Raw genomic sequence first — 14,977 nt, forward strand, 5'->3', positions numbered from 1 at the left:
GGCCGGAGGAGTCAGTGCGCCGTCTCGCCGGGGGCGATGACCGCCTTCAAGGTGCGGAACAGAATGTGGACATCCCCAGTCAGAGACCAGTTCTCGACGTAGTACAGGTCGAGACGGATCGCGTCTTCCCAGCTCAGTGCAGAGCGGCCGCTGACCTGCCAGAGCCCGCTCATTCCGGGCTTCACGATGAGGCGGCGCTGGGCGGCGTCATCGTACAGTGCGACTTCGCCGTCGCGTTGAGGCCGCGGACCCACGAGACTCATCGTCCCGAGGAAGACATTGAACAACTGCGGCAGTTCGTCGAGCGAGTACTTGCGCAGAAAGCGCCCGACCTTCGTGACGCGGGGGTCGGATTCCACCTTGAACAGCGGCGTGCCGTCGCGTCCTTGCTGGGCGAGAAGCTCGGACAACTGGGCGTCGGCATCCACGATCATCGAACGGAACTTCATCATCTTGAACGGCTTGCCGTTGAGCCCCACCCGCTCCTGGCCGTACAGTGCAGGCCCCGCGCTCGTCGCGCGCACGAGCACGGCGATCACGAGCAGGAGCGGCGAGAAGAGGGTGATGAGCAGGCCGGAACCGACGAGGTCGAACACGCGCTTGATGAGAACCTGCGGGCCCGTGTAGTTCGGCGTCTCGACGTGCATGAGGGGGAGACCGGCGACCGGGCGCATGTGGATGCGCGGCCCGCCGATGTCCGTGAGATTGGGAGCCATGATGAGGTGCTGCTGGCCCGCCTCGAGTTCCCAACTCAGTGCCCGCACTCGCTCGGCCGGAATTCCACTTTCGCTGGAGACGAGAACGGTATCGGCTCCGGTGACGTCGAGCGCATGCGTCACCGTGTCGAGGTCGCCGAAAACGGGGACGTCTGTCGGGCCGAGCATGTCAGTGCGGCGGTCGGTCGGAAGACACGCTCCGACGACGACGTAACCGGCTTCTGGTTGCCGGGACAGCTCTGAGAGGATGCGAAGGTTCGCGGCGGTGTCTCCCACGAGAAGAACGCGTGAGAGCATGCCGCCGTTGCGGCGCTGAGCGCCAAGCCAACGTCGCCACCCCCACCGGCTCAGAACCAGTACGACCACGCCCAAGGGGAGGCTGATCAGGATGTAGCCACGGGAGATCTCGGCCTGCAGCAGGTAGGAGACGATCGCGATGAGGCCGAACAAGCGGAGCGCCCCGCTTGCGATCGCGCGATACTCGTCGTTGCCGAAGCCCAGCACGCGTCGACTGCGGGTGTCGTAGATGCTGAGCGTCGCCATCCAGCTGATGAGCAGCACTATCGAGACGCCCGTGTAATCGAGGATGCCGATACCGGAGACCCCGGGCGGTTCGATCCCGAGCCACAGGCACTGTGTCCCGAATACCACGACGGCGACGACGATGAGGTCGCTGATGACGAGCCGTCGAGCGTAGCTGGTCTGCCAATCGGGCGTGGCACCGCCAGCAGTCGACTTCGCAGGCGCATCGCGTTGCAATGTCACCGGGACCTCCCCTTAGCTGGTGATGACACGTGAGAACGGCGCGGAGATTCGGATTTCGCGCCGGACAAGGTCAAGCTACCAGGTGATTAGCAGGTTGCGCTTTGGTAGCGGCGTGAATATCGGGCGCTAATCGACGAGTTGTTCCGCGACGACCGAGACGAATTCGGAGATGGTGGCCGAGCCCTCGATGACCTCAGTGGCGACTGTCTCGGCATCTGCGGCGAGCAGCACCGCCGTCGGCAGGATGCGAATGCCGAGCGCCGCACGAGCTGCGCTCGCACCGAAGTACGTTCGATCGATGAACTCCGGGTGCTCGGAGAACAGGCGTCGTGGATCTGATGACGTCGCGATCAGTGGCACGACTTTCCCCCCGAGTTTCTCGGTCCAGTCCGGAAGCGATCTGGCCACGTTGCCGCAGTCTCCGCATCCGGCCTTCGCGAAGATCAGGAGCACTGCGCGGCCTCGGCCGAGCTTGGACAGTGGCACCGTCGTGCCGTTGACGCTCACGAGCTCGGCATCCGGGATGGGGGAGCCGGTGAGCGGATCGTCGGAATCGCGCTTGTACCGGTCCGCGCTCTGGTTGATGATCGTGCGGAGGCGATTGATGTGTCGGTGCTGTGCCACGGACCTGGCTACGAGAGCTACGAACAGGAAAGCGACGAGCAATGCGACGATCCGGATCGGGTCGAGTGACACGGCGAGGGCCGGCGCACCGAAGCCGGCGCAGAGAGCGAGCACTCCGCCGGCCACGAGGAAACAGTTGCGCGCAACGGTGAAGCGGTCGACGGGCTCACTCGAGGAAGACCCGAAGCAATTGCACGCGACTTCGGTGCGTTGTGCGACCGCGCGTGCGACGTAGAAGGTGAACACCGCGAACATCGCCGTGGCCAGAGCGGATGCCGTGAAACGGAAGGGACCGGGCGTCACGATGAGTGCCGCGCCGAGCAGCAACTCGACGAAGGGCAGCGAGAACGCGAACCCTCGCTTTTGAAGAAAGGCGGGGGCACCGAGGCTCTGCATCGCCTTCAGCGTCAGGAGCGGCGTGCGGAGTTTCGCCAACCCTGACCAGAGGAGGGTAACGGCGATCAGCCCGGTGGCAACGTCGATGACGATGCCGACCGGGCTGATCGGGAGCTGCAATGTGATCAGGCGCAGACCTGGACGTCGAGAGTGATGACGAACGGAATGCTCGCAGTCGTTCCGACCAGGACGGAAACGTTGTCGGAGATGCTCGAGTCACTCTGGAGAGCCAGAGTCTGTGTCGCGGCGACCTTGAGGTCGACGACAGCAGGCAGCAGGTCGAGCACGAACGACTGGCCGGCCGGGAGCTCCTGCTGCAACGTGATCTGCGTGACGCCGCCGCCAAGGCTGATGATGTCAAGCGCGGAGACATCAAGCGCACCCGTAACGCCGATCAGACCGACATTCAGCACGCCGGAGTTGTCAAGGGTCAACACCGTGCCAGCGGGGACAGCGGTTGCGCCGGCGGTAACCGTGAAGTTGCGAGTTGCCGGCTGAAGCCCCAGCACGGTAGCGAGCTGCTGGACGATGTTGCCTGCGAGTCCAGACGCGTTGAACGATCCCGAGCAGTTGCCGACGATGGTCAGGTCGAGCGCAGTCGAAGCGGACGCGAGCGGCGTGGCGACAGCGGCGGCGATGACAGGCACCGACCATGCGGCACCCTTGACGACGGTACGGCGTGAAATGCCCTTGGTCTGAATCTCTTCGGTCATTGAGGACCCTCCTTGAAAGTGCGAATACCCCGCGGGGACGTGGGGGGGGAAAAAGCGCAAACTGGCGACGCCTTCCAGAGATCAAGCTAGGAGAGAACTGCAGCGAATACCCAGCAAGATGAGAAACTGAGCGCATTGTGCGCGGTACGTGCGCGGATTGTTCCTTCGGGTGAGCTCGATCACGCGTCGCGGTCATTGCGCAGGGCGCTGGGCGTCGTGTGAAACGTCGCCTCGATCGCGCGCCGCAGACTCATCGTCGATTGGAACCCGGAACGGTCGGCGATCTGCGCGATGCTGAGCACGTCGTAGCGACTGTCCACGAGCAGCGACCTCGCCAGACGTGCCCGTTGTCGTCTGATCTCGCCGGCGACCGAGTTGCCGACCTGGGAGAACACGAGTTGCAGTTGCCGCAACGACGACTGCACTTCACGGGCGACGTCACCGGGCGACAGCTCGGGGTTGCTGCACTGCTGGGTGATCACAGCCACCGCACGATTGTGCAGTACCGCGCGCGGCGACCCCGTGCCCGACTCGGCGCCGATGCGGTCGAGAAGGATGGCACCGCACATCTCCATGAGCAGTTGCTCCACGGCATACTGCTCGATCGCTGATGCGCTCTGCGCCGGACCGACCAGCCCGTACGCGAAATTCTCGGCCGCGACGTCGAGCATCCGGCGATCTGCGTGCAGCACGGTGCGCGGAGGCAGCGCCGCGACGAAAGTCGACAGTGCTGCGCGAGGGACGATCATCGACAGCATCTGCCAGCCGTCGTCGCCATGCACCTCGCCGATGGCAGACTGCGGCGCGATCACGAGACTGTCGTCGACGCCCATCCATGATCTGTCATCGAGTCGCGCCCGCATTCCTTCGCCGCGGAAGAAGGTGAACACCGCGTGCTCCGGATACGCCCGCCGGGTGTCGACGGAGAACCGCGCTGCATCGCCGACCAGAGAGAGCACCACGGTGTCGCGCGCGCGCATCTCGCGGGCGTGCAATCCGCGCGGGGGAGTCATGCATCGGATACCGTGCGCGAGCAGCCCCTCGATGCCGATCGCTCGGCCGATGTTCGGCTCCACCGCTGCCCCCTCGGCCTCATCTCGTGACGACGGGACACCGTCATCCGTCCTTTCGATCGTTACCTTAGCGGTGTGTGCGCACGCCGGATCGCGTGCATCGCACGAACCGCAGCCGCACGGCATCTGAGGGCCGCGTCCGCTGTAGTAATGTCGGGGCGAGAGTTCAGGCGCCCGCAACCCGGGCACGATGAGAGGGCGTCGATGGATCTGCGCGACTATGCGAGGGTGTTCAGAGCGCATTGGGTCGGGATGCTGCTCATCGCTGCGGCAGGCGTCGTGCTCGCGTTCGGATGGACGTTGTTCCAGCCGAAGGTCTATACCGCCGACACCACAGCGATCGTGCAGGCCTCTAGCGGTGAGGCCGCCCCCAACGACCTCGGCACTGCCACGCTCGGCAACAATCTCGCGAACTCACGCGTGAAGACCTATGTCGCGCTCGGCATGACGCGCTCCGTCGCCGACCGCGTTGTCGAGCAGCTCAACCTCGACATGTCGGCCGACAGCCTCGTGGAACAGGTCTCCGTCACGCAGACGCTGGACACGCCGTCGCTCACGATCACGGCGCATGGTCCGACGCCCGAGGCGGCGCGTGACCTCGCCCAGGCGTGGGCTCAGTCCATGTCCGCCGAGGTGAACAAGCTCGAGTCGGGCGACGTCGCGACCCCGGGAGCGATCTATCTGACTCCCGTCGACAGCGCCGGCCTTCCCACCAGCCCGTCATCGCCAAACGTCAGACTCGCTCTGGGGATCGGCCTGCTCGCAGGCATCGCCCTGGCGATCGCCTATGCACTGCTGCGATACACCTTCGATCGCCGCATCCGCTCGGTCGAGGCCGTGGAGCGTGAGACCGACGTCGCCGTCGTGGGATCCATCCCCGAAGAGAAGTCGTTCAGCGCGGACCAACGCCTCATCCCGTTCGACGGCGGCAATTCGACTTCGAGTCAGAACGCACACCTCTTCCACATCGCCGAGGCGATGCGGGAGTTGCGCACCAATATTCAGTTCATGGACGTCGACAACCCGCCACGGATCATCGTGATCACCAGTCCGCTCCCCGGCGATGGCAAGTCGACGACCGCGTCGAACCTCGCGATCGCGCTTGCGTCGAGCGGCAAACGCGTCGTCCTCATCGACGGCGACCTGCGTCGCCCGATGATCGGCACGATCTTCGGGCTCGGCAAGACCGCCGGGCTCTCCGACGTACTGGCAGGACGCGCCAGCATCAACGAAGTCGCCCAGCGTTACGGCAACGGAAACCTTCTCATCGTCGGCGCGGGACAGATCCCACCGAACCCGAGCGAAGTGCTCGGGTCGGAGCGGATGCGCGAGCTGCTGCACGCCGTGGCACAGGAAGCAATCGTTATCATCGATGCTCCGCCGCTCATCCCTGTCACCGATGCCGCAGTGCTCACCCACAGCGCAGACGGCGCGATCATTGTCTCGACAGTCGGCCGGACCACCTACGAAGTGCTCGGCCGTGCCCTCAGCAACCTTGAACGTGCCGACGCCCGGGCCCTGGGCATCGTGCTCAACCGCGTGCCGCGCCGCGGCGCGGGCGCCACTTACTACGGCTACCAGTACCAAGGCGAGTACTACCGCCGTAATCACGACGATGCCGACCTGCGGGGTCCGCTTCGCAGCGGCGCCGGCGAACTCACGTTCACGTCAGAAAAATGAAGTCGCTCTGGGCTGTGGAGTGATCGGAATGGGTGGAAACCTGATTTCGGGACTGCTCAGCGTCGCGCGAGACGCCGCCTGGGTTCAGCACGGAGCTCGAGTCATCGCGGTCGACCTCGCGCATCTCGCACAGGCCCCGGTCGTGCTGGAAGGAACCGCTGCGGTCATCTGGGAGACGATCGCAGCGAATGACAGCACCTCGCTCAAGCAGATCATCAGCGACCTCGCCCGGGACTTCGACGTTGACGAAGACCGCATCAGAGACGACGTCGAAGAGGTCGTGCGCAGCCTGACAGCTCGAGGAATGCTCGACGCCCGCTGACATCGGTACAGCGAAATCAGCGCAAGGCAGCCGTGGTGATTCGCTGCACCGCATGCAGTCCTGGCGTGATCTGGCTCGCAGATTGCTCGTACACCGCGCGGTCGCGACGATAAGGATCAATCACGTCGTCGTCGACCTCGCGCGCCGGAGACAACATGCGGCGGTCGTTCACCAGCACGGCGGCGTTTCGCAGTCTTGCTGCGGGCGAAATGCTGGCGTCGCCGCGAACCATCGCAGCATCCATCCCCGCGGCCAGACGTGCGAACTCCGGCACGGTGAACGTCCTTTTCATGACCCTCGGCGCCATCTGCACGACGCGCTCGCGCTGTTCCACGGTCATCGTGAGGATGAGGTCGGAATCGAAAAGCAGCGGTTCGATGAGATATCGTGCCCGGTGCGCGCTCGCCGCATCCGGGTCGGCACCTAGCTTGATCGCGATCTCCTGCGCGGGAGTGGTCATCTCGTAACCGACGAGTGCCTGTGTGCCTGCGCTGTGCACACGCACACCGAGTGAGTCGAGACTGCGTCGCAACAAGATCTCGGCCATCGGCGATCGACAGATGTTGCCAGTGCAGACGATCAGGATGGTCGGCCGTGCGCCCTTGAGCTGTTCATCGGTGCTCTCAGCCGAAGCGAACAGACCCGGCAGAGCAGCCGATCCCTGCATGCTCGCCGGCGTCGAAGCTCCCGCGGTACGTCGGCGCCACTCGCGGCGGCTGATGCCGGCGGGAGGATCACCGAAAGGGAGCGAATTCACCCTCTCAGCCTAACGTCGCGCGCTCACGGCCGACCCATCCCGAAGTACTGCCACCCCGCCGCGCGCCAGGCTGCGGCATCGAACCCGTTGCGTGCATCGACCACAACACGACCCTCCGTGAGCGACGACGCATGCTCGGGCGTCAGCTCGCGGCGGTACTCGTCCCACTCGGTCACCATCACCACTGCATCCGCATCTCGGATCGCGTCATCTCGACCGGTGATATAGGTCAGTTGCGGGTGGAGATTGCGGGCATTCTCGATAGCCTGCGGATCGGTGACGACGACGTCCGCCCCGAGGCCGTTCAGCCGCACGGCGACGTCCAGGGCAGGGGAGTCGCGCACATCGTCGCTGAACGGTTTGAACGCGGCCCCCAGCATCGCGACCTTCTTCCCGAAGACCTTGCCGCCGAGCCCATCGATGACGAGCTGCACGGCGCGATCGCGACGGCGCAGATTGATGGCGTCGACTTCGCGCAGGAAGTTCACCGATTCGCCACGGCCGAGCTCTTCGGCACGGGCGGCGAAAGCGCGGATGTCCTTCGGCAGGCATCCGCCACCGAACCCGATTCCGGCTCCGAGAAAACGACGGCCGATGCGCGCGTCATGGCCGATCGCATCGGCGAGCTGGGTGACGTCGGCGCCGGTGACCTCGGCGATCTCGGCCATCGCGTTGATGAAGGAGATCTTCGTGGCGAGGAAGGCATTCGCCGAGACCTTCACGAGCTCTGACGTCGCATAGTCCGTGACGATGAACGGTGTGCCCTTGGCGATGGCCGGGTGATACACCTCGCGCAGGATGGCTGCCGCGCGCTCGCCCGGCGCTCCGGTCGGAACTCCGGCGACCAGACGATCGGGATCGACCGTGTCCTGCACGGCCCAGCCCTCGCGAAGGAACTCCGGGTTCCACACCAGCGTGGCACCGGCATCCCTGATCCGCGGAGCGAGCTCAGCAGCAGTGCCCACCGGAACCGTCGACTTGCCGGCGACGATGTCGCCCTGCGCCAGGTGGGGGAGCAGCGAGTCGATCGCAGCGTTCACGTGCGTGAGATCTGCCGCGTGGCCGCCGGCCTGCTGCGGGGTGCCGACGCCGATGAAGTGCACGGCCGCGCCGGCCGCCGCGGAGATGTCTGTCGAGAACGACAGGCGACCGGAACGGATGCCGTCGTCGAGGATCTCCGGCAGCCCCGGTTCGAAGAACGGCGCTGTGCCCGCCGACAGCGCGTCGATCTTGCGGGAGTCGACGTCGATGCCGACGACCTCATGCCCGATCGACGCCATCGCCGCAGCATGCACGGCCCCCAGATATCCGCAGCCTATGACCGAAAGTCGCATGATGGCTGTTCCTCTCTCGGACGAACGTTGGCCCCATCATCCCGTTCGTGCGGGCGGCATTCGGGGCGTTTCGGTAGCCGGGAGGTGTCCGTTTCCTTACCTCTGGAAGACGCGGCGAGCACTCAGGCCGCCGGTCTGAAACGTGCGGAGGAAGAGGACAGGGACGAGTGCGGAACCCACGATCGCCGCACCTCCTCCTCAATACCCACGAACCGGCGGATCCTCTCCGCGAAGATGCCTTCGTGGAAACGCGCGGTCGCAGCTCGGGCGTCGAATCGCGGCAGGTCGAGCGCTGTGCTGATCGCATCGGCGAAGCCGACAGCATCCGTCGACTGCGCGGTCACACCGCTCACCCCGTCGATGTACGTCTCGATCTGACCGCCCACTGGCCCCGTGACGACGGGCACGCCCGCCGCCTGCGCCTCGACCGGCACGATGCCGAAGTCCTCCACCGGAGGGAACACGAACACCGCCGCACGCTGCATGAGTGCATACAGCAGGGCGTCCGAGGGCGCGATCACGAACGTCACCGGAACCCCGGCCTGCGCGGCGACCGCCCGCAGCCGCTGCTCGTCGGCTCCGGAGCCGGCGATCACAGCGGGATGGCCCGAGCGAGCCGCGGCCTCGATGACGAGATCGAGACGCTTGTACGGGATGAACCGCGACGCACCCAGCACGTATGAATCGGGTAGCCGATCGATGATCCGGCGCTCCTCATCATCGGTCACCCCGGTGCGCCAGTCGGCCCGCGACAGGATGCGCTCGACGGCGACCGGAGGGTGGATGACCGTGGCGTCCCGATCCCAGGCCCGGCGGATGCGGTCGCGCACGAACTCACTGTTCGCCGCGATCGCCGTCGCCTCCTGCGCACGGCGTCGATCGATGCTGCGGAAGATCGGCGCGACGGCGCGTACGACCGGGTTGTCACCGCGGCGGTCGAGCTCGGGATTCCAGATGTACCGAGCCGGCGTATGCGCGTAGACGTACTTGGGAATGTCCTGCCCGACCAGGCGCACATGATGAGCGAACACGTAAGAGCTCACCAGCATCCAGTCGTACGACCATTCGGCATTGACATGGCGCCACAGCGTCGGCATCAGCGGCAGAGCCAGCGCCTTGTGGCGGCGCAGCGGGGTGCGCGCGAGCCACGACTGATCCAGCTGCCGCGTCGGGAAAGCCGATGGCGGATCGCTCCACAGGCAGCGGATGTCGGCATCAGGGAACGCATTGCCCATCACGTCGAGCACGCGCTCCGCGCCGCCCGATCGCTCGATCCACTCCGTCACGAGCAGGCCGCTCATCGCAGCCACCCCAGATTCCCACTGCGCATGCTGAACTGCCTCTCCCCAGAGAACGACGGCCCTCCCACAGGGCGTCGGCATCGACGACCCTCCCACAGGTCATCGATGTGCCCATCATGCCGCATCTCGAGGCATTCGGGAACAAGATCGCAGGCAAGGTGCGAAATCGTGACCACCACGGCGGCGGCACGGGTGCCATACTGACTCAATGGGGATCGGTGGGGATCCGACCCATCAGCGAACGGGGGTTCGCCGGTGGCTTGGGGAATTTTGGGCGGACGCGTGGCGCTGGGTGCTGTTCGCCGTCATCGTCGTGGGCGCGGTGTACTTCGTGCTCGAACGCGGACTCGCCAACGGGGCGATCACCGCGATCGTGATCGGCGTGCTCATGATCGCCGCCGTGATCACATGGTCGCGGCCCATCGCGACGATGCTGATGGCGACCCCCGCGATCTTCATCGTCGAACGGATCGGCCTGGGCGGCGGAGACCTCACGGTGTCGGATGCGGCGCTCGCCACGGGCTTCGGCGTCGCGATCCTGCTGGGCCGCCACGAGCACACCCCGCCCATGCGCGCGATGCTGTGGCTGAACCTGATCTATCAGCTCAGCACGGTCTTCACGGTGATCATCAATCCGTTCCAGCAGAACATCGTCGAGTGGGTGCACGCCTGGCTGCTCATCTCGGGCGCCCTGATCCTCGGCTGGGCGATCGGCCGCGCCGGGAAGGCCCACATCGCCTTCCGGCTGATCCTCATCGTCGGCGCCGTGATCGCCGTCGGCACCATGATCACCGCGATCACCAACCTCGCCCGTGGCGACATCGGAGCGGTCTACCCGATCTGGCCGTGGCCGATGCACAAGAACTTCGCCGGGGGAGCACTCGCGTTCGTCGCCTTCGCGGCCTGGCTGAACCCGGACTGGGTGCGGGTTCCCCGGCGCTGGGCCCGGATCGCGTTCGTGCTCTGCCTCATCGCGCTGCTGCTGACGCAGTCGCGGCAGGCCATCATCGGCTTCATCGTCGTGATGCTCATCTACGTGCTGCGCCAAGGCGGTGCCAAGCACTGGGTGCTCGCCTTCCTGCTCGCCCTGCCCGGCGTCGTGCTGCTCGTACAGAGCGTGATCGAGCAGGTCGAATCGCAGGACAAGTACAACTCGGTCTACCAGCGGCTCAACTGGCTGCAGGAGGTCTACCACCTCTGGCGCGAGCAGCCGCTCGTCGGTCACGGCCTGCGGTACTGGTACGTGCACCCGACCGCGAACTTCCAGCCGCCGCAGGCTGAGCTCGAGGTCATCGCCTCGGCGGGGCTCGTCGGCCTCGTCGGCTTCACGATCATGTGGGTCGGATTCATCGTCGTGCTCTGGCGGGTGGATCCTCGATTCGGGATGCTGGCGCTCGGCTCCGTCCTCGCTCGCATCGTGCAGGCCCAGTTCGACCTGTTCTGGGTCTCGGCCCAGGTGTCGATCCCCTTCCTGGTCGCCGGTCTCTGCCTGGGGGCGCAGGCCTTCGAGGCCGCTCGGCCACCACGAACATCCGAGCCCGCGGAACTCTCCCGCGTGCGCACCTTCACATCAAACAATCTGGGGGCCTCATGGAACTCCGCGACTACTTCGTAGCTCTGCGCCGGCACGCACTCGCCATCGTGCTGCTCACGGCAATCGGTCTCGGCGTCAGCTACGGCTGGGCCAAGTTGCAGACACCGGTGTACGAGGCCTCGGCGAGCGGCTTCGTGAAATCGCGCGACATGGGCACCGAAGCCGACGTCGTCGTCGCGCCCGGCGCCGAAGACGCGATCGCCAAGGCCAAGGTCGACACGTACCTCGACATGGCGCTGTGGCGCACGGTCGCCGAGCACGCGGCGACCGAGCTCGGCCTCGACGCCACCCCTGAGCAGCTCGTCCGCCTCATCACGGTCGAGAATCCCGCGCGAACCGCGATCCTGCGCATCACCGCGCAGGGATCGAGTCCCGAGGCGGCACGCGACCTCGCCTCGGCCTGGGTGCGAGGGCTCACGGCCACGATCGACCAGTTCGACGGCGACGGCACGGAGGGCTCATCGCCGGTCACCGTCATCCTCGGCGAATCCGCGTCGCTGCCGGTGGCGCCGGCGTTCCCCGACACGCGCTCGGCCGTGGTCATCGGCGGCATCATCGGCTTCGCAGCCGGAATCGCCTTCGCGTTCATGCGCGCCTACTCGGATCGACGGATCCGCGCCGCCGACGATGTCGAGCAGCGCCTCGGCGTCTCGGTGCTCGGCGCCATCCCGACCATCTCCGGACTCGACAAGCATCAGCGCCTCATCACCGAACAGGACGGCTCGTCGAAGAGCTCGTTCGCGGTCTCCGAATCGCTGCGGGTCATGCGCACCAACCTGCAGTTCATGGACGTCGACCACCCGCCGCGGCGGATCGTCGTCACCAGCGCGCTGCCCGGCGAGGGCAAGTCCACCGTCGCCGCGAACCTCGCCGCGACCCTCGCCGCCAACGGTGCGCACGTCGTGCTCGTCGACGGCGACCTGCGCCGCCCGACCGTGGCGCGCACCATGGGCCTGGGGCACGGCGCCGGACTCACCGACGTGCTCGCCGGCCGGGCCGACCTCACCGACGTGCTCCAGCGCGCACCGGGCATGCCCGGGCTGCTCGTGCTCGGCGCCGGCACCACTCCGCCGAACCCCAGCGAGCTGCTCGGGTCTGACCGCATGAAGACGCTGCTGGATCAGCTCGCCGATCACGCCACCGTCATCATCGACGCACCGCCGCTGGTGCCCATCACCGACGGTGCGATCCTGACGCATCAGGCCGACGGCGCGATACTGGTCATCGCGGCAGGGTCGAGCACCTACGACATCGTGGGCAAGGCGATGGATGCGATCGAGAAGGTGCACGGACGCGTGCTCGGCGTCGTGCTCAACCGCGTCGCCCTGTCGAGTTCGGGGACGAGTTACGGTTACGGCTATCAGGCCGTGCCCGCAGAGGACGATACGGCCGCCCCCGCACCGCGGCCCCGCCGAGGCTCGCGGCAGCCGTCCGGTCCTCGACGCGCCCCCGCTGACCGCTCAGACGGATATCAGGCGGACGAGACGATGTCGATCGACGACCTGCTCCGCGCGGCGAGCGCCGATGCGCCGACCGAACGACCTCTCCGGCCGGCGAGCATCGACCTGCCGACTGAACGCCATGGCGGACGCGGTGCGACGAAGAGATGACGCGCCCTCCGGCCTTCGCATCGCCCTGATCTCGTCGTCCTTCGCGCCGTTCGTCGGAGGAGTGGAGGAGCACGTCGCACGCGTCGCGGAAGAGCTGCAGGTGCGTGGGAACGCGGTCGAGGTCTGGACGGTCGATCGAGGAGGCCGGGCGTCGTCCGCGCCGTGCACTGCAGGATCGTTCGGGGTGCGGTACCTGCCGACACCGCTGCCGGCACGCAGCGCCGCCGACCTGGGGCGGTTCGCGTCGCGGGCACCTGGGGCCCTGTCGAAATGGTCGCGGGCGGTGCGCGAGTTCCGCCCCGATGTGCTGTCGGTGCAGTGCTTCGGGCCGAACGGCCTGTATGCGCTCGGGGTGCATCGGCGGTACAGGGTGCCGCTCGTCGTGACCTCGCACGGCGAGACGCTCGGCGACGACACCGGCGTCCACGCCCGCTCGGCCCTGCTGCGAAAAGGGCTGCGCGACGCCATCGCCGCGGCGTCGGCCGTGACCGCACCCAGTGAGTACGTGCTCGCGGATCTGCGAGAGCGGTTCGGGCTGGGAGACGGCGACGGAGCGGTGATCCCGAACGGGGTGGCTGATGCGCAAGCCGGCGCGGCGGGGACGACGCCTCGACAGGATCAGCGATCCGATCGGCTGCTGGTGGCCGTCGGGCGTCTCGGGCGGATGAAGGGCTTCGACCTGCTCGTCGACGCCTTCGTCGAAGCCGATCTTCCCGGCGTCGAGCTCGAGATCGTCGGCGAAGGGCCAGAGCGTGCGGCACTGGAGCAGCAGATCTCTCGCGTCGGGCACGCCGATCGCATCCGGTTGGCCGGACAGATGACGCCCGAGGGCGTCGCTGCGCGGATGGCGGCGGCGACCGCGGTCGTGGTGCCGAGCCGGTCCGAGGCGTTCGGGATCGTCGCGCTGGAGGCGTGGCGCGCGGGCGCGCCCCTGATCATGACGTCGCGCGGCGGTGCGGCCGAGTTCGTGCGCGCCGGCGAAGACGCTCTGCTGGTCGATCCGACCGATCGCCAGGCGCTGGCCTCGGCGATGCGGCGGATGCTGGGCGACGAGCCGCTTCGTCGCACCATGGCGGCAAGCGGCCGGGCGCGCCTGCCGGAGTTCGACTGGGCACGGGTCGCCGAGTCGTACGAGCACCTGTTCCACGATGCGACCCGCGCGACGGCAGGTGCGACGTGAAGTATCACGGAGCCGCCAGGCGGCGGTTGAGACAACTGCAGCGATTCGGTTCCGCTCTCGGGAGCCCGGCCGCCAGAGGCGGGCACATCGTGCCGGTGTTCTGGTGGGACGGCCACCCCAACTTCGGCGACGATCTCACCCCATGGCTGCTGCCGCACTACGGGCTCGTGCCGCAGTACCGCGAACCGCGCGCCGCGCGGCTCGTCGGCGTGGGGAGCCTGCTCGAGTTCCTGCCCCCGGAGTTCTCGGGAGCGATCTGGGGGTCGGGTCTCATGCGCGACGCCGCGCATCCGCTGCCCGCAGCATCCGTCCTGGCCGTGCGCGGCCCGCTCACCGCCGAGCGCATCGGCGCGCGAACCGACCCCGCCTACGGCGATCCAGGATTGCTCGTGGCCCGCCACCAGGCCCGCCCTGCCGACGACGGCAGGATCGCCGTCGTGCCGCACGGGCACCATCGATCGCACCCGGGCCTGGCGGCTCTCGTCGAGGCGGCCGGTGACGGCGTGCGGGTGGTGAACGTGCACCAGCGAGCCGGTGCTGCGGTGCGCGAGATCGCATCCGCGCGGGCGGTGATCACGACGTCGCTGCACGGGCTGATCACGGCCGACTCGTACGGGATCCCGGCCGTCTGGACCGTGCTGGATCCACCGCTCGACGGCGGCGACTTCAAGTTCCGCGACTACGAGGCGGCGGTGACACCAGGGCGCTCGAGGTATCGGGAGTTCGACGCGTCGCAGCCGCTGGCGGACTCGGCCGAATCGGCGTGGGCGGCCGATGCGGGCGATGTCGCCCGGCTGAACGACGGGCTGGAAGCCGCGCTCGGACGGGTGGCGGCGCTGCCGCTGGGGCAGCGGCCGTTCCCGGCGGGGATCGTGTCGGCGCTGCGCGGATGAGGGGCCGAACGAGTCGGAG

The 14,977-nt window shown here is 67.2% G+C and carries 13 protein-coding genes; 6 read left to right on the forward strand and 7 right to left on the reverse strand.

What is annotated here, in order from left to right:
- Positions 1-11: 11 nt before the first annotated feature.
- The 4 genes from ACYVG2_RS00385 to ACYVG2_RS00400 all read right to left on the reverse strand — a co-directional run bounded on the left by ACYVG2_RS00385 (position 12) and on the right by ACYVG2_RS00400 (position 4,290).
- Positions 12-1,481 carry a sugar transferase gene (locus tag ACYVG2_RS00385; protein ID WP_460779170.1) on the reverse strand — a complete coding sequence of 490 codons (1,470 nt, stop codon included), beginning with the start codon at positions 1,479-1,481 and terminating at the stop codon, positions 12-14.
- Between the two features lie 126 nt (positions 1,482-1,607).
- A complete protein-coding gene (locus tag ACYVG2_RS00390; RefSeq protein ID WP_460779171.1) occupies positions 1,608-2,621 on the reverse strand; it encodes a MauE/DoxX family redox-associated membrane protein in 1,014 nt (337 codons plus the stop codon).
- Positions 2,622-2,626: 5 nt separating this feature from the next.
- Complete coding sequence (locus tag ACYVG2_RS00395) at positions 2,627-3,214, reverse strand: hypothetical protein (RefSeq protein ID WP_460779172.1); 588 nt, start codon at positions 3,212-3,214, stop codon at positions 2,627-2,629.
- Between the two features lie 179 nt (positions 3,215-3,393).
- On the reverse strand, positions 3,394-4,290 hold the full coding sequence (locus ACYVG2_RS00400) for a helix-turn-helix domain-containing protein (protein WP_460779173.1): 897 nt from the start codon (positions 4,288-4,290) through the stop codon (positions 3,394-3,396).
- 201 nt (positions 4,291-4,491) lie between these two features.
- Between ACYVG2_RS00400 and ACYVG2_RS00405 the strand changes: the two genes are divergently transcribed.
- A complete protein-coding gene (locus ACYVG2_RS00405; RefSeq protein ID WP_460779174.1) occupies positions 4,492-5,967 on the forward strand; it encodes a tyrosine-protein kinase domain-containing protein in 1,476 nt (491 codons plus the stop codon).
- Positions 5,968-5,995: 28 nt separating this feature from the next.
- On the forward strand, positions 5,996-6,289 hold the full coding sequence (locus ACYVG2_RS00410) for a PqqD family protein (RefSeq protein WP_460779175.1): 294 nt from the start codon (positions 5,996-5,998) through the stop codon (positions 6,287-6,289).
- A 16-nt stretch (positions 6,290-6,305) separates the two neighbouring features.
- On the opposite strand, the gene ACYVG2_RS00415 is transcribed toward ACYVG2_RS00410, so the two are convergent.
- The 3 genes from ACYVG2_RS00415 to ACYVG2_RS00425 form a co-directional block, all read right to left on the reverse strand.
- Positions 6,306-7,046 carry an arsenate reductase/protein-tyrosine-phosphatase family protein gene (locus ACYVG2_RS00415; protein WP_460779176.1) on the reverse strand — a complete coding sequence of 247 codons (741 nt, stop codon included), beginning with the start codon at positions 7,044-7,046 and terminating at the stop codon, positions 6,306-6,308.
- Positions 7,047-7,069: 23 nt separating this feature from the next.
- The gene (locus tag ACYVG2_RS00420) at positions 7,070-8,380 is read right to left on the reverse strand and encodes a UDP-glucose dehydrogenase family protein (protein WP_460779177.1); all 1,311 of its coding nucleotides are present in this window, start codon (positions 8,378-8,380) and stop codon (positions 7,070-7,072) included.
- Positions 8,381-8,502: 122 nt separating this feature from the next.
- Complete coding sequence (locus ACYVG2_RS00425) at positions 8,503-9,681, reverse strand: glycosyltransferase (protein ID WP_460779912.1); 1,179 nt, start codon at positions 9,679-9,681, stop codon at positions 8,503-8,505.
- 292 nt (positions 9,682-9,973) lie between these two features.
- Between ACYVG2_RS00425 and ACYVG2_RS00430 the strand changes: the two genes are divergently transcribed.
- From ACYVG2_RS00430 to ACYVG2_RS00445, 4 genes are read left to right on the forward strand one after another with little or no spacing between them, the layout of a single operon-like run.
- Complete coding sequence (locus ACYVG2_RS00430; protein WP_460779178.1) at positions 9,974-11,296, forward strand: O-antigen ligase family protein; 1,323 nt, start codon at positions 9,974-9,976, stop codon at positions 11,294-11,296.
- Positions 11,272-12,885: a tyrosine-protein kinase domain-containing protein gene (locus ACYVG2_RS00435; protein WP_460779179.1), complete on the forward strand. Its 1,614-nt coding sequence runs from the start codon at positions 11,272-11,274 to the stop codon at positions 12,883-12,885. The genes ACYVG2_RS00430 and ACYVG2_RS00435 overlap by 25 nt, the downstream gene beginning before the upstream one ends.
- Positions 12,869-14,065: a glycosyltransferase family 4 protein gene (locus ACYVG2_RS00440; RefSeq protein WP_460779180.1), complete on the forward strand. Its 1,197-nt coding sequence runs from the start codon at positions 12,869-12,871 to the stop codon at positions 14,063-14,065. Before ACYVG2_RS00435 ends, ACYVG2_RS00440 begins: the two co-directional genes overlap by 17 nt.
- Entirely contained in the window at positions 14,062-14,958 is an 897-nt protein-coding gene (locus ACYVG2_RS00445) for a polysaccharide pyruvyl transferase family protein (RefSeq protein ID WP_460779181.1), read from the forward strand. The genes ACYVG2_RS00440 and ACYVG2_RS00445 overlap by 4 nt, the downstream gene beginning before the upstream one ends.
- Positions 14,959-14,977 lie beyond the last annotated feature (19 nt).

The organism is Microbacterium shaanxiense (assembly GCF_054779995.1).

Coding starts and splice junctions, on each gene's coding strand:
- ACYVG2_RS00395 (WP_460779172.1), bottom strand. CDS start 3,214: ATGACCGAAGAGATTCAGACCAAGGGCATTTCACGCCGTACCGTCGTC.
- ACYVG2_RS00405 (WP_460779174.1), top strand. CDS start 4,492: ATGGATCTGCGCGACTATGCGAGGGTGTTCAGAGCGCATTGGGTCGGG.
- ACYVG2_RS00435 (WP_460779179.1), top strand. CDS start 11,272: ATGGAACTCCGCGACTACTTCGTAGCTCTGCGCCGGCACGCACTCGCC.
- ACYVG2_RS00420 (WP_460779177.1), bottom strand. CDS start 8,380: ATGCGACTTTCGGTCATAGGCTGCGGATATCTGGGGGCCGTGCATGCT.
- ACYVG2_RS00425 (WP_460779912.1), bottom strand. CDS start 9,681: ATGAGCGGCCTGCTCGTGACGGAGTGGATCGAGCGATCGGGCGGCGCG.
- ACYVG2_RS00410 (WP_460779175.1), top strand. CDS start 5,996: ATGGGTGGAAACCTGATTTCGGGACTGCTCAGCGTCGCGCGAGACGCC.